Annotated in this window: 14 protein-coding genes; 5 read left to right on the forward strand and 9 right to left on the reverse strand. The window is 71.1% G+C overall.

Features of this window, described 5'->3' with window-relative positions:
* Positions 1 to 66: 66 nt before the first annotated feature.
* From ACQPZX_RS37080 to ACQPZX_RS37115, 8 genes are all read right to left on the reverse strand, one after another.
* Positions 67 to 1086, reverse strand: coding sequence for a hypothetical protein (locus tag ACQPZX_RS37080; protein ID WP_433366093.1), 1020 nt, complete (start codon positions 1084 to 1086; stop codon positions 67 to 69).
* The gene (locus ACQPZX_RS37085) at positions 1083 to 2198 is read right to left on the reverse strand and encodes a transporter substrate-binding domain-containing protein (protein WP_433366095.1); all 1116 of its coding nucleotides are present in this window, start codon (positions 2196 to 2198) and stop codon (positions 1083 to 1085) included. The genes ACQPZX_RS37080 and ACQPZX_RS37085 overlap by 4 nt, the downstream gene beginning before the upstream one ends.
* Before the next feature lie 30 nt (positions 2199 to 2228).
* Positions 2229 to 3962, reverse strand: coding sequence for a malto-oligosyltrehalose trehalohydrolase (treZ, locus tag ACQPZX_RS37090; protein ID WP_433366098.1), 1734 nt, complete (start codon positions 3960 to 3962; stop codon positions 2229 to 2231).
* Positions 3959 to 6271, reverse strand: coding sequence for a malto-oligosyltrehalose synthase (gene treY, locus ACQPZX_RS37095; RefSeq protein ID WP_433366101.1), 2313 nt, complete (start codon positions 6269 to 6271; stop codon positions 3959 to 3961). The genes treZ and treY overlap by 4 nt, the downstream gene beginning before the upstream one ends.
* Entirely contained in the window at positions 6271 to 8382 is a 2112-nt protein-coding gene (glgX, locus tag ACQPZX_RS37100; protein ID WP_433385647.1) for a glycogen debranching protein GlgX, read from the reverse strand. The genes treY and glgX overlap by 1 nt, the downstream gene beginning before the upstream one ends.
* 124 nt (positions 8383 to 8506) lie before the next feature.
* Positions 8507 to 9424: a ketopantoate reductase family protein gene (locus ACQPZX_RS37105; protein WP_433366104.1), complete on the reverse strand. Its 918-nt coding sequence runs from the start codon at positions 9422 to 9424 to the stop codon at positions 8507 to 8509.
* Positions 9425 to 9432: 8 nt separating this feature from the next.
* Entirely contained in the window at positions 9433 to 9699 is a 267-nt protein-coding gene (locus tag ACQPZX_RS37110) for a UBP-type zinc finger domain-containing protein (protein WP_433366106.1), read from the reverse strand.
* Positions 9696 to 11252: a Na+/H+ antiporter gene (locus tag ACQPZX_RS37115; RefSeq protein WP_433366109.1), complete on the reverse strand. Its 1557-nt coding sequence runs from the start codon at positions 11250 to 11252 to the stop codon at positions 9696 to 9698. The genes ACQPZX_RS37110 and ACQPZX_RS37115 overlap by 4 nt, the downstream gene beginning before the upstream one ends.
* A gap of 88 nt (positions 11253 to 11340) precedes the next feature.
* On the opposite strand from ACQPZX_RS37115, the gene ACQPZX_RS37120 reads away from it, so the two are divergent.
* The 5 genes from ACQPZX_RS37120 to ACQPZX_RS37140 are packed head-to-tail and all read left to right on the forward strand — an operon-like array spanning position 11341 to position 16379.
* Positions 11341 to 12336 (forward strand): 3-oxoacyl-ACP synthase III family protein, encoded by a 996-nt coding sequence (locus tag ACQPZX_RS37120; protein ID WP_433366112.1) that lies wholly within the window; start codon positions 11341 to 11343, stop codon positions 12334 to 12336.
* Positions 12333 to 13049, forward strand: a complete 717-nt coding sequence (locus ACQPZX_RS37125) for a glycosyltransferase family 2 protein (RefSeq protein ID WP_433366114.1) — start codon at positions 12333 to 12335, stop codon at positions 13047 to 13049. Before ACQPZX_RS37120 ends, ACQPZX_RS37125 begins: the two co-directional genes overlap by 4 nt.
* Positions 13049 to 14467 (forward strand): AMP-binding protein, encoded by a 1419-nt coding sequence (locus ACQPZX_RS37130; protein WP_433366117.1) that lies wholly within the window; start codon positions 13049 to 13051, stop codon positions 14465 to 14467. Before ACQPZX_RS37125 ends, ACQPZX_RS37130 begins: the two co-directional genes overlap by 1 nt.
* Complete coding sequence (locus ACQPZX_RS37135; RefSeq protein WP_433366120.1) at positions 14464 to 15537, forward strand: cytochrome P450; 1074 nt, start codon at positions 14464 to 14466, stop codon at positions 15535 to 15537. Before ACQPZX_RS37130 ends, ACQPZX_RS37135 begins: the two co-directional genes overlap by 4 nt.
* Entirely contained in the window at positions 15534 to 16379 is an 846-nt protein-coding gene (locus ACQPZX_RS37140; protein WP_433366123.1) for an NAD-dependent epimerase/dehydratase family protein, read from the forward strand. The genes ACQPZX_RS37135 and ACQPZX_RS37140 overlap by 4 nt, the downstream gene beginning before the upstream one ends.
* On the opposite strand, the gene ACQPZX_RS37145 is transcribed toward ACQPZX_RS37140, so the two are convergent.
* Positions 16366 to 16941 carry a hypothetical protein gene (locus ACQPZX_RS37145; RefSeq protein ID WP_433366126.1) on the reverse strand — a complete coding sequence of 192 codons (576 nt, stop codon included), beginning with the start codon at positions 16939 to 16941 and terminating at the stop codon, positions 16366 to 16368. The two genes, ACQPZX_RS37140 and ACQPZX_RS37145, sit on opposite strands and share 14 nt — an antisense overlap.
* Positions 16942 to 16993: the final 52 nt, after the last annotated feature.

The following is a 16993-nucleotide window of genomic DNA, read 5'->3' on the forward strand; positions in this document are numbered from 1 at the left end:
GAGCCTGTCTGCACGCGGGCGGCGGCGAGTCGCCAGAAAGGGGATTCGGGCGGACGGGACAGCTGTTCAACTGGGGTTCAGCGGACGGCCAAGACACCGTGGGTCAACCTCGCTGTCGCGGTGGGTGGGTGCGATCCAGGAGAGCGCCGACTCCTCGATCTGCCAGCCGCGCACGTCGACGGCGCTGTCGGGCGGCCGGACGGGCTCGGGGCAGAGGGTCTTGGAGCGCACCTGACCGTTGGGGATGAACACGACTTCGCCGTCGCTCTGCAGCATGGTGGTCGAGGTGTCGTCCACGGATATGAGCTGGCCGCGCACGACCTGCACCCCCGGAGAGGAGCTGATCTCGACCGCGCTGTTGGGCAGCACCGGCGCGCGGAGAAAGATCACACCGACCGCGAGGGGCGCGACGAGGGCCGCCGCCACCGCCGGCCAGTGCGTGACCAGCCGGGCCGACCAGCGCGGCACCGGCCCGGTGAGCAGCGGCCCGAGCAGCGGCGGCACCGCGAGCAGCAGGGCCGTGGAGATCTCCCCGTGCCGCAGCGCCGACACCACGCCGGGCCACACGAAGATCAGCACGAGCGCCCCGACCAGCAGCGGCACGCCCAGGGTGATCCACCGCATCAGCCACCGCTCGGTGCGGAAGCGCAGCACCGCCGTGCTGCCGAGGATCGACACGACGAGCATGCCGAGCGTCGGCAGCAGCCTCAGCTGCCAGGTGAAGGCCGCGAGCATCGTGGCGAGCAGCACCACCCAGTCCGGCATCCGCAGCGCGGTGACGGCGAGCAGCGAGCGGCCGGCCTCGTCGGGGTCGCTGACCAGCAGGATGCCGCCGAGCGCGCGCAGCACCAGGATCACCGCGGGGACTGTCCAGATCAGCGTGATGAACAGGGCGCTGATCATGCCGAGCGGACTGATGTACTGCACCAGCAGCAGCATCGTCGGCAGGTCCTGGCGGCTGAGGTACCACAACCTCAGGACCAGCAGCACCAGCGGGAACGCCGGCAGCACGGTGAGCAGCCAGTTGAGCTGCGCCCGGCGGCGGCGCGGCGGGATCGGTCCGCCCTTGACCAGGATGTCGGTCACGGCAGGTCGTTCTCCCAGGGCAGCTGCCGCACCTCGGGCCGCGGCACCGGCGGCTGCTCGGCGACGGCCAGCGGGGTGGGCAGGTTCTTCCCGATCTCGGTCTGCAGGTTGTGCTCGTACGCGAGCTCCCACCGGTCGTCGTGCGGGTCCTTCCACGACTTGTAGAGCGTGATGTTGACGAGCGTCTGCAGCGCTTTGTTCTCGCCGACGTTGACGCCCCACTTCTCGCTGGAGTCGAGGCCGAGGTCCCAGTGGTGGATCCGGTTGGTGGTGTCGCGCGACTTGTAGCCGCCGAGGATCGCGGCGTCGGTGCTGATCGCCTCGACGTCATGCTTGTAGAGCAGGTCGAAGCACTCGCTGACCTGGTTGCGGGTGGTGACGATCGCGTGCGCGTCGGTGAGCGCGCCGGCGCTGGTGGAGGCGGAGAGCGAGCACACCGTTTTGCCGGAGAGGTCGCCGAAGGTGGTGACCGGCGAGTGCCCCTCGAGGGTCACCACCGACTGCTCGGTGTAGAGGTAAGGCCCCGCGAAGTTGACGCCCATGGCGGTCCGCGCGGCCGTGATGCTGTAGCTGGCGATCACCATCTTGACCGGCACCCGCTTCTGGTTGGCCGGGTCGGTGGCCTGCATGCGGGCCCTGTCCTCGCTCTGGATCGCGTAGAACCGGACCTCCTGCCGGCGGAACCCGAGGTCCTCCGCGACCATGTAGGCGATGTCGATGTCGAAGCCGCTCCAGGTGAGCCCTTTGGGGTCGTAATAGCCGATGCCGGGCTGGTCGCCCTTGACCCCGATGGTCAGCACCGGCCACGAGTCGACGCCGGCCTCGGCGCGCAGCTGCGCGATCGACGGCGGTCCGCTGCCGACCACCCGGACGATGCCGAGCACGAGCGCGAGGATCAGCGCGAGACCGAGCCCGGCGAGCCGGAAGACCGCGAGGTTGAAACGCGGCCGCGGTTCCATCAGGGGCTCCGGCGCGGGCGGCGGCAGCTGCCGGTCCACCGCCTCGCGCTCGGCGATGTCCTGCACCGCGATGTCCTCGGCGGTCCCCTCCGGACCGGGCGGGGTCCGTCGCCGCACCGGCCACGCGAAACGGCTCGAATTCCCGTCGGTCATCGCCCCATGGTGCCGCATCCCGCAAAGAATCTAGAGGCGGGCTACGACCACCACAGCGCTCTCGGCCGGCAACTCCACCCGATCGCGTTGCAGCACCACCCCGGGTGAGGTGGCGAGCAGCACCTTGCTGGGCACCGACCGCAGGCTGACGGTCTGCGCCTCCGGCGCCAGGTTGGCCGCCACGACGCACCCGCCGCGGCGGATCACCACGTGCTGGTCGCCGTGCCAGACCTCGACCTTCGAGAGCCACGGATCCGACAAGTCGGAAAAGTCACGGCGCAGCTTGATCAAGCGGCGATACAAGTCCAAAACCTCGGCGTGCCCCGGCTTGCCGAGCTCGTCCCAGTCCAGCTTGGACCGCTCGAAGGTGGCCGGGTCCTGCGGGTCGGGCACGTCGGAGGAAGCCCACCCGTGCTCGGCGAACTCGCGCCGCCGCCCGGTGCGCACCGCGTCGGCCAGCTCGGGCTCGGGGTGGCTGGTGAAGAACTGCCACGGGCTGCTGGCCGCCCACTCCTCGCCCATGAACAGCATCGGCGTGAACGGCGCGGTGAGCAGCAGCGTCGCCCCGACCTTGAGCAGCCCCGGCGAGAGCAGCGCGGAGAGCCGGTCGCCGACCGCGCGGTTGCCGATCTGGTCGTGGTTCTGCAGGAACGCCACGAAGCGATGACCCGGCGTCTTCGAAGAAACCGGCCGCCCATGATGACGCTGCCGGAAGCTCGACCAGGTGCCGGCGTGGAAGAACGCGCCCTCGAGCACGGTCTGCAGGCAGTCCAGCGAGCCGAAGTCGCCGTAGTAGCCCTGCCGCTCGCCGGTGAGCAGCGTGTGCAGCGCGTGGTGCACGTCGTCGTCCCACTGCGCCTGCAGGCCGAACCCGCCCGCCTCGCGCGGGGTGATCAGCTTGGGGTCGTTGAGGTCGGACTCGGCGATCAGCGAGAGCGGCCGGCCGAGGTGCGCGGAGAGCGACTCGACCTCGACCGCGAGCTGCTCGAGCAGGTTGACCGCGGAGTGATCGACGAGCGCGTGCACGGCGTCGAGACGCAGCCCGTCGACGTGGTAGTCGCGCAGCCACATCAGCACGTTGTCGGCGATGTAGCGGCGCACCTCGTCGGAGAGCGGGCCGTCCAGGTTGATCGAGTCGCCCCACGGGTTCGAGCCGTGCTTGCTCAGGTAAGGAGCGAACATCGGGGCGTAGGCGCCGCTCGGACCGAAGTGGTTGTAGACGACGTCGAGGACGACCCCGAGGCCGCGGGCGTGCGCGGCGTCGACGAACCGCTTCAGCCCGTCCGGCCCGCCGTACGGCTCGTGCGGCGCGTACCAGCAGACGCCGTCGTAACCCCAGTTGTGCGCGCCGTTGAAGGAGTTGACCGGCAGCAGCTCCACCAGATCCACGCCGAGCTCGACGAGGTAGTCCAGCCGATCGATGGCCGCGTCGAATGTCCCAGCGGCGGTAAATGTCCCGACATGCAGCTCGTACAACACCGAGCCGGGGAGCTGCTTGCCGGTCCACGCCTGGTCGGTCCAGGAGAAAGCAGAATGGTCGTAGACCCGGCTGGGGCCATGAACTCCGGACGGCTGCCACGGCGATCGCGGATCCGGGAGCGGCGACTCCGAATCGGGAAGAATAAAGGCATAGTCGCTGCCCGGGCCGGCGGACGGCACGTCCAAGGAAAACCAGCCGGAATCGTCGCGCTCCATCGCGCGCTCCTCCCCCGCCACCAGCAACCTGACGGTCTTCTCGGGGACCCAGACTTCGAAGAGTGTCATTCTTTCACCAGGAGAGCGACGGGGTAAGTGCGCAGCAGCTCGGCCACCGACAGACGATTACCGCCGTAGCTCGTCCCGGTGAACACTTCCGTCCAGCTGTGGCCGTCGAGTGACACAGTGGTGTCGCCCCAGCCGCCGTGGCGTGACAATCCGACCGGTAGCCGCGTGGCGATCGTCACCGCGCCACCGCGGTCGAAGGCCAGGCAGTGCTCGCCCACGCGTCCCTCGGCGAAGACCGGGGTGTACCCGGTGAACAGCTCCGGCCGCTGCCGGCGCAGGCGCAGCGCGCGGCTGGTCACCAGCAGCTTGGCCGCGCCGGTCTCGTCGACCGGCGGCAGCCGGCCGTCGTCGAGCTGGGTCAGCAGCGCCCGCCGGGCCGCGAAGTCGACCGGCCGCCGGTTGTCCGGGTCGACCAGCGAGTAGTCCCAGAGCTCACTGCCCTGGTAGACGTCGGGGACGCCGGGCATGGTCAGCTGCACGGCCTTCTGCCCGAGCGCGTTCGACCAGCCCGGGGGCGTGATCGACTCGACGAAGCCGGTGATCTCCTCGTGCAGCGCCGGGTCGTCGTAGATCCGGTCGACCATCTCGCGCAGCAGCGTCTCGAAGCGCTCGTCGGGGCGCTTCCAGGTGGTCGCGCTTGCCGCCTCGCGGGCGGCCTTCAACGCGTACGCGTGCAGCCTCTCCCGCGAGATCGGCCATGCACCCACCGCGGCCTGCCAGATCAGATGGGCCAGCGACGGGTCCGGGAGCGGAGCGATCCGGACCCAGCGGCGCACCACCTCGGTCCAGTCGCCCGGCACCTCGGCCAGCACCGCCAGCCGCGCCCGCACGTCCTCGCTGCGCTTGGTGTCGTGCGTGGAGAGCGTGGTCATCGCCTCCGGCCAGTCCCGCAGCCTCTCCTGGTTGAGCTCGTGGAACTCGTCGGGCGTGACGCCGAACTTGGCGGGATCGTTGCCGACCTCGTTGCGCGCGGTGAACCTGGTCCAGCGGTAGAACGCGGTGTCCTCGACGCCCTTGGCCATGACCGCGCCGGTGTACTGCTGGAACCGCAGCGCGAGCTCGTCGGCGGGGTTGCGCAGGCGGGCGGTGAGCGCGTCGAGCACCGGGATGAGCTGCGGCCGCCGGCGACCGGCCTCGGCGCGGGCCTGGGCGAGATAGCGCCCGCCGGAGGGCAGATAAGAGCGATAAACCGGAAAACAAGCGGCAAGTTCGGCCAGGGCGCGGGGTGCGGCTTCGATTTCGGGTACGAGCCGGGCCATGCGTCCGAGCTCGGCGGCGAACATCGTGCTCGCGGCGGCCAGTTTCGCCTCGTGCACCTGGTCCTGCCAGGACACCACGTTGCCGATCAGGTGATGCTGGAGGGTGTCGAAGAACGCCTCGGTCGTCGTGTCGACGAAGACGCCGCAGACCTCGGCCAGCGAGTCGTAGCCGGTGGTGCCGGCGACCGGCCAGGCCGGGAGGTGCTCGCCGGGCTCGAGGATCTTCTCGATCACGAGCCACGCGCCGGGGGCGGCGGCCTGCAGCCGGGTCAGGTATTCGCCGGGGTCGCGCAGGCCGTCGGGGTGGTCGACGCGGATGCCGTCGATCATGCCCTCGGCGTGCCAGCGCAGGATCTCGGCGTGGGTGGCGTCGAAGACGGCCGGGTCCTCGACGCGCAGGCCGGCCAGGTCGGTGATCGAGAAGAAGCGGCGGTAGTTGAGCTCCGCGTCGCCGCGGGGCCAGGCGACCAGCTCGTATTGCTGGCGGTCGTGGACCTCCCGCGGGGTGCCCTCGCCGGTGCCCTCGGCGATGGGGTAGCGCTTGTCGTAGTAGCGGAGTTCGTCGCCTTCGACGGTCAGTTTGTCGAGTTCGTCCGCCCCTTCCCCCAAAACAGGGAGAAGGATCCGGCCGCGCGACCAATCAATGTCGTAGAAGCCCGAGAAGTCCGATTTCTGCCCGTTTTTCAGGACATCCCACCACGTCGGATTGGCGTGCGGCACCGCGACACCCGCATGGTTCGGCACAATGTCGACCACCAAGCCCAAGCCCGCCGCGCGGAGCGTTTCGGACAAATCCGATAAACCCGAAGAGCCCCCGAGCGCGGGGTTGACGAAGCGGTGATCGACGACGTCATAGCCGTGGGACGAACCGGGCACGGCGGTCAGGATGGGAGCGGTATAGAGGTGGCTGACCCCGAGATCCGCCAAGTAGTCGGCGAGCGCGCCCGCCGCCGACAGGGGGAAATCGGGGCGGACCTGGACCCGATAGGTTCCAGAGGGAAAAGCCTTCAGTCCGGTCAAGGGCGGCGGCGGGGTGGTTGGATGGGGCATCAGACCGTCCTGTCCAGCACGATGAGCGACCGGTCAGCCACCCAGATCTTGCTGCCCGCCTCGACGACCGACGGGCGATCCGGCGACGGCTCGGCCGTCTCGATGACCTTCTCCCACTTCTCCCCGTACTCGGCGGGAGGCGTGGCGAACTCGAGCGGCGCGTCGTGCGCGTTGAAGAAGAGCAGGAACGACGAATCCACATGCCGCTGGCCGTACTGGCCGCGCTCGCGAATGCCCTCGCCGTTGACGAACAGCGCGACCGCCCGGCCGAAGTCATTACCCCAGTCGTCGCCGACCATGCGCCGCCCGTCGGGGGTGAACCACTCGAGGTCGGGCAGCGGGTCGCCGCCGCCGCGCGCGGTCACCGGCAGCCCGGTGAAGAAGCGGCGGCGCTGGAACACCTGGTGCCGGTGCCGGAACGCGGTCAGCCGCCGGGTGAACTCGAGCAACTGCTCGTCGGCGTGCTCCCAGTCGATCCAGGAGATCTCGTCGTCCTGGCAGTACGCGTTGTTGTTGCCCTGCTGGGTGCGGCCGAGCTCGTCGCCGTGCGAGATCATCGGCACGCCCTGCGAGAGCATCAGCGTGGCCAGGAAGTTGCGCCGCTGCTTCGCGCGCAGCGCCAGCACCTTCTCGTCCTTGGTCGGGCCCTCGATGCCGCAGTTCCACGACCGGTTGTGGCTCTCGCCGTCGCGGTTGTCCTCGCCGTTGGCCTCGTTGTGCTTGTCGTTGTACGAGACCAGGTCGTTGAGCGTGAACCCGTCGTGCGCGGTCACGAAGTTGATCGAGTGGAAGGGCTTGCGGCCGTCGTCCTGATAGAGGTCGGCCGACCCGGTGATCCGGGACGCGAACTCGGCCAGCGTCGCCGGCTCGCCGCGCCAGAAATCCCGTACGGTATCGCGGTATTTGCCGTTCCACTCGGTCCAGTTCGGCGGGAAATTGCCGACCTGGTAACCGCCCGGACCGACGTCCCAGGGCTCGGCGATCAGCTTGACCTGGCCGACCACCGGGTCCTGCTGCACCACCTCGAAGAAGGTGGAGAGCCGGTCGACGTCGTAGAACTCGCGGGCCAGCGTCGAGGCGAGGTCGAAGCGGAACCCGTCGACGTGCATCTCGGTGACCCAGTACCGCAGCGAATCCATGATCAGCTGGAGGCTCTGCGGGCTGCGCACGTTCAGGCTGTTACCCGTTCCGGTGTAGTCCATGTAGAACTGCGGCTGATCGTCGACCAGGCGGTAATACGTACGATTGTCGATGCCCTTGAGCGACAGCGTCGGACCCAGATGGTTGCCCTCGGCGGTGTGGTTGTAGACGACGTCGAGGATGACCTCCATGCCGGCCTTGTGCAGGGCCTTGACCATCCCGCGGAATTCCTGGGTCTGCTGCCCGAGGGTGCCGGTCGACGAATAGCCCTGGTACGGCGCGAAGAAGCCGAGCGTGTTGTAGCCCCAGTAGTTGCGCAGGCCGAGGTCGTGCAGCCGGTTGTCGTGGACGAACTGGTGCACCGGCATCAGCTCGACGGCGGTCACGCCCAGGCTCTTGAGGTGCTCGATGATCGCCGGGTGGCCGATCGCCGAGTAGCTGCCGCGCATGTCCTTGGGGACCTCGGGGTGGCGCTCGGTGAGGCCCTTGACGTGCGTCTCGTAGATCACCGAGTGGTGGTACGGGATGTCCGGGCGCCGGTCGTTCCCCCAATCGAAGTACGGGTTCACGACGACGCCCTTGGCCATGTACTGCGCCGAGTCGAGATCCGACATCTGGTCGGGGTTGTCGAAGTCGTACGCGTACAGCGACGGGTGCCACTGGATGTCCGAGTCGACCGCCCTCGCGTACGGGTCGAGCAGCAGCTTGTGCGGGTTGTACCGCAGCCCGCGGCCCGGCTCGTAGGGGCCGTAGACGCGGTAGCCGTACCGCTGGCCCGGCTCGACGCCCGGCAGGTAGGCGTGCCAGACGAAGGCGTCCTGCTCGTGCAGCTGGACCTTGCGCTCGTTCCCGGACGGGTCGAACAGGCAGAGCTCGACCGCCTCGGCCCCCTCGGAGAAGATCGCGAAGTTCGTGCCCGTGCCGTCGTACGTAGCACCCAGCGGGTACCGGTGACCAGGCCAAACCTGCATGTCGTGCTCCCACCCCTCGTCGGCGCCACGCAGCATGCCCGCCGGCCGTCCGGCGTAATCCTGCGCGGCCGCGTCAGCGGTCATTCTCTCGGATGCGACTGACAAACTTCCGCGCGACTGTCCGTCAGCCGCTTCTCTTCGCCGAATAGATGCTCAGGTTGGTGTAGGCGGCCGAGAGCATCGGGGTGGGCACGTCGTGCTTGGCGCCCTCGGCCACGAAGTCGCCGAGGATCGCGTCGGCCTCGACCGGCAGGCCCTGCATCATGTCGCGGTACATCGACGAGTTCAGCGGCGCGGTGCTGGCGATGTTCGACTGCAGGAAGCTCACCGCGCCGGCCCGCGACGGGTGCCCGGCCGCGGCGGCGATCGCCATCGCCTCGGCCACGATCCGCGCCCCGAAGTCGTGGCCCCCGGGCGCCGCGTTGATGTCGCCGACGGTGGCCCGCATCAGCGTGGTGGCCGCGCCCAGGCTGGCCAGGAAGACCCATTTCTCCCACATGTCGCGGAGGATGGTGTGGGACGGATTCGAGTCGAACTCCTCACCGGAGAGCGCGAAGGTCACCTCGGCGAGCCGCTCGTCCTCGCCGCCGTCGAGCGGGCCGTAGCCGAGCCGGTGCAGGCCGGTCATCTGCACCACGTCGCCCTCGTCGTCGAGCGTCGCCTGGATCAGGCACACCCCGCCCCAGGCCCGCTCGGGGCCGAAGGCGCCCTGCAGCTCGTCGATGTGCCGCATCCCGTTGAGCAGCGGCACGATCACCGTACGAGGACCGATCGCCGGCGCCATGTCGATCAGCGCCTGCTCCAGCGCGTAGCTCTTGACCGCGAGCACGACCAGGTCGTACGGCCCGTCCACGGTCTCCGCCGTGATCGTCCGCGGCCGGACGACCGTCTCGCCGCCGGGACTCTTGATCCGCAACCCGCGCCGGTCGAGCACCGCCTGGCGGCCCGGCCGGACCAGGAAGGTGATGTCCTTGCCGGCCTGAGCCAGCCTGCCACCGAAGTACCCGCCGGTCGCGCCGGCTCCCACGAAGAGTGTGCGCACGTACCTATCTAACCCAAAAGCTCATCGGTGAAGCACCAACGCCATTTCTCGCCGGGCTCGTAGGAGCGCATCACCGGGTGCCCGGTCTGCTCGTGATGGGCGGACATGTGGCGGCGCGGCGACGAGTCGCAGCAGGCCACCAGCCCGCATTCGAGGCACGCGCGCAGATGCACCCACCCATGGGTGAATCCGCCGGCCACGCACTGCGGGCAGCCTTCCTCGTACGCCGACTGCGGGGCCGGATCGCCGGCCTCCGCCAGGTGCAGGCAGGTCAATCGTCACTCCGTTGCAGCTGGGACTCTTCCAGGTCGAGCTCGCGCTGGGCGCGGGTCAGCACCTCCTCGGGGATCCGCCCCTCGTTCCGGGCGATCTTGAAGACGTGCCGTTCCGCCGTGATCATCTCGCGACGCAGCCGACCGTACGCCGCCGAGGGGGTCTCCTGCTGCTGATTACCCAGCCGTTCCCACGCGTTGTTGGACCGGCTGCCGATCAGCGCCCGCAGCCGCTCGACCACCTCGACCGGCGCGCCGTCGGCCTTCTCGTCGAGCGCCTCCAGCGCCGCCCGGCTCGCTTGATACTGCACGCCCGCCTCGGCCAGCGCATCCGCCGAGGTGGTGTCCTGCCGCACGTTGAGCCGCACGGCGAGCCACGGCAGCGTGGTGCCCTGCAGCAGCAGCGTGAAAACAATCACGGCGAACGCCACGAACAGGAACAGGTCCTTGCTCGCGACCTCGTCGGGCAGCGACTGCGCGGCCGCGAGCGTGACCACGCCGCGCATGCCGGCCCAGGCGATCACCGTGGGCACGGCGACCGGCGGCCGCTCCTCCCGCTCGCGGATCCGCGGAATCATCCGGACGAGGTACGTCGCCGGGTACATCCAGAGGAACCGGACCACCACCACGACGCCGATGACCGCGACCGTCACGGCGACGGTCGTGCCCACGTCGGTCTTGATGCCCTCGCCGATGCTGCGTAGCTGCAGCCCCACCATGAGGAAGACGACGCCCTCGAGCAGGAAGGTGATCAGCCGCCACACCGCGTCCATCTGCAGCCGGGAGGTCGCCGACAGCAGGTAGGGGATGCGGTGGCCCAGGTAGAGCCCGGCGACCACCACGGCCACGACGCTGGAGCTCTGCAGCTCCTCGGCGACGATCACCACGACGAACGGGGTGAGCAGCGACACCGCGTCGTCCAGCAGCGGGTCGAGGATCTTGCGGTGCAGCTTGGCGGCGATCACCGCGCCGGCCAGGCCGATCACCACCCCGAGGCCGGCCTTGAGCGCGACCTGCCCGGCGATCGGCCAGAACCCGACCGCGCCGCCGGCCAGGGCGCCCACCGCGATCCGCACCAGCACCAGCGCGGTGGCGTCGTTGAGCAGGCTCTCGCCCTCGAGGATCGTGACCACGCGGCGCGGCAACCCCACCCTGCGGGCGATCGCGGTCGCGGAGACGGCGTCGGGTGGGGCGACAATCGCCCCGAGTGCGACACATGCCGCGTACGGCACGCTGGGCAGCAGAACGTGCACGACGGTGCCCACGGCGAACGCGGTGACCAGCACCAGCCCCACCGCGAGCAGCAGGATCGGGCGGATCTGGCGGCGGAACGCCGGCACCGAGGTCTGCAGGGCCGCCACGTACAGCAGCGGCGGCAGGATGCCGATCAACACCAGCTCGGGCTCGAGGTGCGCCTCCGGGAAACCGGGCACGAACGACAAGCCGAGGCCCGCCACCAACAGGACAAGTGGCGCCACGAAGCCCAGCCTGCGGGCCAGAGCGGCGCCGAGAACCGAGATCGCCACCAGCACGACCACGTCGACGATGCTCCCCACGCCGGAAAGCTTAGTCAGGCGATCGGTGATCAAAGATAAGCACTTCTACTCACGCCCGGGCCACGCCGGGTACGGAAGGCTGTCGCCCATGAATGTGGGGATCACCGGGATCGCGTACGCCCTGCCGGCCCGCGAGGTGCCGACCGCCGAGCTGCAGCGCAGCATCGCGGTGGCCAGCGGGCTGGCGCTGCCGCCGAGGATGTTCGAGCAGGCCACCGGCATCAAGCGACGCCGCATGGCCGCCGACGGCGAGTACGCCTCCGACCTGGCGATCGACGCGGCCACCAAGGTGCTCGCCGACACCGGCACCGACCCGCTCGACGTCGACCTGCTGCTGTTCGCCAGCGCCACCCGGGACATGGCCGAGCCGGCCACCGCGCACGTGGTGCAGGCCGCGCTGGGCAGCCGGGCGCATGCGATGGACGTCACCAACGCCTGCAACAGCTTCCTCAACGGCATCGACATGGCCCGCGCGATGATCCTGTCCGGCCGGGCGCGCCGCGCGCTGGTGGTGACCGGCGAGACGCCGACCCGGGCGATGCGGCCGCGGATCGACGGCCTGGCCCAGGCGCGTACGGCGTTCGCCGGCTTCACCTTCGGCGACGCGGGCGCGGCCGTGCTGGTCGAGCCGGTCGCCACCGGCGGCATCGTCGACGTCGACACCGAGACGCACTCCGGGCACTGGGCCGCGGGCGGGATCTTCGGCGGCGGCTCCCGGCATCCGCGCGGCGACGAGCACACCTACTTCACCGGCGACGGGCACCGGCTGCGCCGGATCTTCGAGCAGATCGGGGCCGGGCTGATCGAGCGGGTCGCGCTGCGCACCGGGTACGGCTGGGACGCGTACGCCAAAGTGCTCGTGCACCAGGTGACGCTCCCCTACCTCGACCGTTTCGTCGAGGCCACCGGCGTGCCCCGCGACAAGCTCGAGGTCACCGTCGACGAGCTGGGCAACATGGCCTCGGCGACGCTCGGCGTGCAGCTGGCCCGGGTCCGGCCGTCCCTGGAGACCGGCGACCGGGTCCTGCTGGTCGGCCTGGGCGGCGGGGTCAGCCTGATGACCATGGTCTGGGAGGTCTCGTGACGCTCTGGGTCATCGTCCCCGCATACAACGAGGAAGCCCGGATCGGCGACACCCTCCGGGCCCTAGCCGCACAGACTGACACCGACTTCACGCTGCTGGTGGTCGACAACGGCTCGACCGACGGCACGGCTTCGCTGGCGCGCTCGCTCGGCGCACAGGTCCTGGTCGAGCCGGAGAAGGGCGTCGGCTGCGCGGTCGACACCGGTTTCCGGTACGCGATCGCGCACGGCGCCCGGCACCTGGCCCGCACCGACGCCGACTGCCTGCCCGCGCCCGGCTGGGTGGCCGCCGCGCGCCGCGCCCTGGTCGAGGGACAGGGCCTGGCCTGCGGCCGGATCGTGGCCCGCCACGACGAGCACAACCTGATGGGTCGCGCCTTCTTCCGCGTGCTGGTCGGGCTGGCCGCCGCCTTCGGCCGCCTGCGCCCGGCCCACCGAAGCGGGGAGTACCTGGCGCCGTACCGGATGCACGCCGGCAACAACATGGCCATCACCGCCGAGCTGTACCTGGCCTGCGGCGGCATGCCGCGGCGTCCCTCGCCCACCGACCGCACCTTCCTCAACCGGGTGCGGCGCACCAGCAGCGCGATCGTGCACGCCCGCGACATGGTGGTGGCGAACTCGACCCGCCGCATCCGCGCCTACGGCGTCGTCGGCACCGCGAAGTGGTACCTGGACCGCGGCAGCGGCGCCCTCACGGCGGACCCGCGCTGATGCTCGATCAGCTCATCGCCGGCCTCGATCCCGCCGACACCCGGCCCGCGCTGGCCGGCCGGGCCACGCGCGGCGACCTCGCCCGTCTCACGCACGGCTTCGCCGTCGCGCTGCACACGCATGGGCTGGTTGCCGGGGAGACCATCGGTTTATGCGTACGGCCGGGGCCGCGCGCCCTGGCCGCCATGCTCGCGGCGTACCACCTGGGCCTGCGCATCGCGGTGCTGGACCCGACCGCCGGGCCGGACGTGCTCGAAGCCCGGCTCGCGCTGGCCGCGCCGCGGCTGATCCTCGCGGACGCCGCCGCCCAGGCGGTGGCCGGCTGGCTCGCGCCGCTGGCCCGCCGCGCCCACCTGGCGCTGCCCACGCTCTCGGCGCTCGCGCCGGTGCTGACGGTGGGCCGCCGCCTGCCCGGCGGCCCACCCGCCCTGCGCCCGCTGCCGGGCCCACTGCCGCCCGCGTTCGACGGCGACGGCGACGCAGTGATCGTCTTCACTTCGGGCACGACCAGCCGGCCGCGAGCGGTCGTGCACACCCGGCGCTCGCTGTCGGCCGGGATGACCGCGGTCCGCGACCTGGTTCGCCCGGTCCCCGGCGTGCCTGTCCTCGGCGGGACCTTCTTCGTCCTGCTTCCTTCCCTGGCCAGTGGCGCGCCGGTCGCCCTGCCGTCGCGGCGCAACCTCGGCCGCCAGATCCGGTCGCTGTCGCCGCAGGCCACCTACCTGACGCCGCCGCAGCTTCGCGCCGCGCTGGCCTCCGGGGTGCGCTTCACCGGCCGGGTATACAGCGGTTCGGCCCCGGTGAGCGCCGCGCTGCTCGCCGCCGTGCGGGCCGCCGGCGCCTCCGAGGCTTGGGGCGTCTACGCCTTGACCGAGGTCTTCCCCGCCGCCGCGGTCGAGTCCTCCGACAAATCCGATTTTTCCGGAGAAGGGGATCTAGTCGGCGCGCCGCTGCCCGGGGTGACCGCGACGACCGGCCCCGACGGCCAGCTCCTGCTCTCGGGTCCCAACGCGGCCGACCGCTACCTCGGCGAGGAGCCTTTCGACGCGGTGGCAACCGGCGACCTGGGCCGGGTCGAGAACGGCCGCATCGTGCTGGGCGGACGACTGAAGGACATGATCCTGCGCGGCGCCGAGAACATCTATCCCGGCCTGTACGAGCCGTCCCTGCACGTCCCCGGCGTGGAACTCGCCCTGCTGGTGGGCGTCCCGGCCGGCGACGGCGACGAGCGCGTGGTCGCGGTGATCGAGCCCTCCCCCGGCGCCGACGAGACCCGGCTGCGATCCGCCCTGCGCGACCCGCTGGCCCGGATGGGTTCCGCCCGCCCCGACGAGCTCCTCTTCGCCCGGATCCCGCTGGCCGGCCGCTCACGCAAGCCCGATCGCCAGGCCACCGCCCGGCTGGCGGCCGGCGCATGACTACTGCTCGCGCCCGTGACCGGCGCGTTTACCTGCTCAGCCATCCGGTGCTCTTCGCGCTGCTCGCGGCTGTCCGGCACAAGCCTGTGCAACGTCTGGGCCGCACGCTCGTGGTGAACGACCAAGAGGCCTACCTCGCGGCCCTCACCCGCATCCCCCTGGACCGCACGGCCGAGGGGACGACCGGCGGCGCGGTGGATCGCCTGGCCGGATCGGGCGGCCTCTTCGACCAGCAGGGCAACGAGCACCGCCAGACCAGGCGCGACGTCGCCGAGCGGCTCGGCGCGGCCGGCGTGGAGCGGCTCCGCCCGGTCTGGACCCGCCTGCTCGACGAGCGCTTGGCGCCCCTGGCCGACGGCGGCACGGTCGACCTCGTGCCGCTGGCCGCCGAGATCGCCGGCACCACCGCTGCCGCCCTGCTCGACCTCGACGTCGACCCCTTCGAGCTGGCCGCCGCGGCGCAGGAGGCCGGAGCCACGGCGGCCCGCGCGCACCTGCCCGGCCTGGGCCGCCGCCGCGTCGCACGGCAATCCGAGGAGTCCGCGAAACGGCTGATCGCGCTGATCAATACGGGCGGACGAGCCGACGCCGGGCTGGCGGCGACGCTCGCCGTGGCCGCGGTGAACACCACCATCGCAACACTGCCCCGGGCCGCGGCGTGGGTGAGCGATGGCGGGCTGTGGGCAAGCGCGACGCGGGCGGAAATGATCGATGAGCTGCTGCGCGTCACCTCGCCTACGCCGCTTCTCCCCCGGGTGGCCGCTGCCGGAGGTGAGATCGCCCCGGGCTGCCCGGTGCATGCAGGAGATCGGATGCTGCTGGTCGCCCGGCACGCGGCGGAAGCACATCATCGCGACCCGGATCCGATCGATCCGGCGCCGGCGCGGACAGCACAGCTGGTCTTCGGCGCGGGAACGCATGCCTGCCCGGGAGCAAGGCTGGCCCGGCGGCAGCTCGGTGACCTGCTCGACGCGCTGGCCCCGCACCGGCCAACGGTCGTCACGGCCAAGGTCGATCGGCGGGCCGCGCTGCCGAGTTGGCGGACGCTGGTCGTGCGGGGCACTACGTGAGAATCGCGATCACGGGAGCGAGCGGATTCTGCGGCGGCGCCGTGGCTCGGCTCGCGCAAGAGCAGGGGAACGACGTGGTTTGCTTCGGGCGACGGCCCGGGCCGGTGGGCAAGCACGTCCTCTGGGATGCCGCCGACCGGACAAATCCCGATATTTCCGGGTGCGATGCCGTCGTGCACCTCGCAGCGGCCGTCGGTGATCCGCGGCCGGGCAAGGACACCGAACGGGCGTTCCGCGAAGTCAACGTCGAGGGGACGCGGCGGCTGATGACCGCGGCGGAGGGCCGGCCGGTCGTATGGGTCAGCAGCGCCTCGGTGTATCGGCCGGGGCCCTACGCCAACCCGCTGACCGAGGAATATCCCACTGATCGGCAGCGCACCGCCTACGGCCGTACGAAATCATGGGGTGAGGGAATCGCTCTTGCCGGTGGCGCCGTGGTTTTACGGCCCCGCGCCGTCCATGGCCCGGGCGACCCCCACCTGATGCCCCGCCTGCGGCGGATCGTGCGCGGCGGCCGCGCCTGGCTGCCCGGCCCCGACGTGCCGCTGAGCCTGACCGCCGTGGAGAACCTCGCCTCCGCCTGCCTCGCGGCCCTGGATTGGCCGGCCGGCGCCTACAACATCGCCGACGACGTCACCTACCAGCGGGACAAAGCCGTCGAAAGCGTGCTCGGCGTGCCGGTGCGCCACGTGCCCCTCGCGGTCGCCCGCGCCGCGGCGATGCTGCCGGGCCGGACGCTGACCCGCTACAGCGTCGACCAGGTCACCGACGGGATGGTCCTGGACATCGGCAAGGCCCTCGGCACCGGCTGGCGCCCGGCGGCCCGGCTCACAGGGTGGTGACGACGCCCGAGCGCGCGACCGTCTTGGCCAGCGTGCCGTCCTTGCCGAGCTGGGTGGTGACCGCGTCGACCGAGAAGACGTAGCGGGTCCTGGCGTCGAGGCCGGTGACCGTGGCGGTGAGGTAGCCGCAGCCGGCGCCGGGGGTCATGACCGTCCAGCCGACGTCGCGCTGCTCGCCGGGGACGAGGTCCTGGGAGATCGCGGTGATGCGGTACTCGACCAGGGAGTTGCCGCCGTAGTTGTAGAAGGTGACGGCGGCGCTGCCGCTGCCGGGGACGACCGTGGCGCCGGCGATGGCGTGCGCGGTGTCGGGCGGGCAGGTGGGGCTGCCGGTGGGTCTCGGGGTGGGCGTGGCCGACGCGACCGGCAGGAACCCGGTCGGGAACGTGCTCGGCGTCGCCGTGTATCCGGAGGGCGCCGCGGACGGCGTAGCGCTGCCCTGCGACGTGATGACCCACGGTGACCCGCTCGGGCTCGGCACCGCGGTCGCGGTCGTGCTCGCCTTGCAGCCGGCCAGCGCCAGCGGCGCCAGGATCACCATGCCCAGCCAACGACGACGCACCTGATCGCCTCCCCCGAATCGACAGCTCGATGTCGGGGTTCAGATCGGCCGG

This window comes from Actinoplanes sp. CA-142083 (assembly GCF_050942195.1).
Lineage (GTDB): Bacteria > Actinomycetota > Actinomycetes > Mycobacteriales > Micromonosporaceae > Actinoplanes.

Bases quoted from the DNA above. Each gene is read 5' to 3' on its own strand.
- ACQPZX_RS37085 (WP_433366095.1), bottom strand. From the start codon at position 2,198: ATGACCGACGGGAATTCGAGCCGTTTCGCGTGGCCGGTGCGGCGACGG.
- treZ (WP_433366098.1), bottom strand. From the start codon at position 3,962: ATGACACTCTTCGAAGTCTGGGTCCCCGAGAAGACCGTCAGGTTGCTG.
- treY (WP_433366101.1), bottom strand. From the start codon at position 6,271: ATGCCCCATCCAACCACCCCGCCGCCGCCCTTGACCGGACTGAAGGCT.
- glgX (WP_433385647.1), bottom strand. From the start codon at position 8,382: ATGCAGGTTTGGCCTGGTCACCGGTACCCGCTGGGTGCTACGTACGAC.
- ACQPZX_RS37120 (WP_433366112.1), top strand. From the start codon at position 11,341: ATGAATGTGGGGATCACCGGGATCGCGTACGCCCTGCCGGCCCGCGAG.
- ACQPZX_RS37130 (WP_433366117.1), top strand. From the start codon at position 13,049: ATGCTCGATCAGCTCATCGCCGGCCTCGATCCCGCCGACACCCGGCCC.
- ACQPZX_RS37135 (WP_433366120.1), top strand. From the start codon at position 14,464: ATGACTACTGCTCGCGCCCGTGACCGGCGCGTTTACCTGCTCAGCCAT.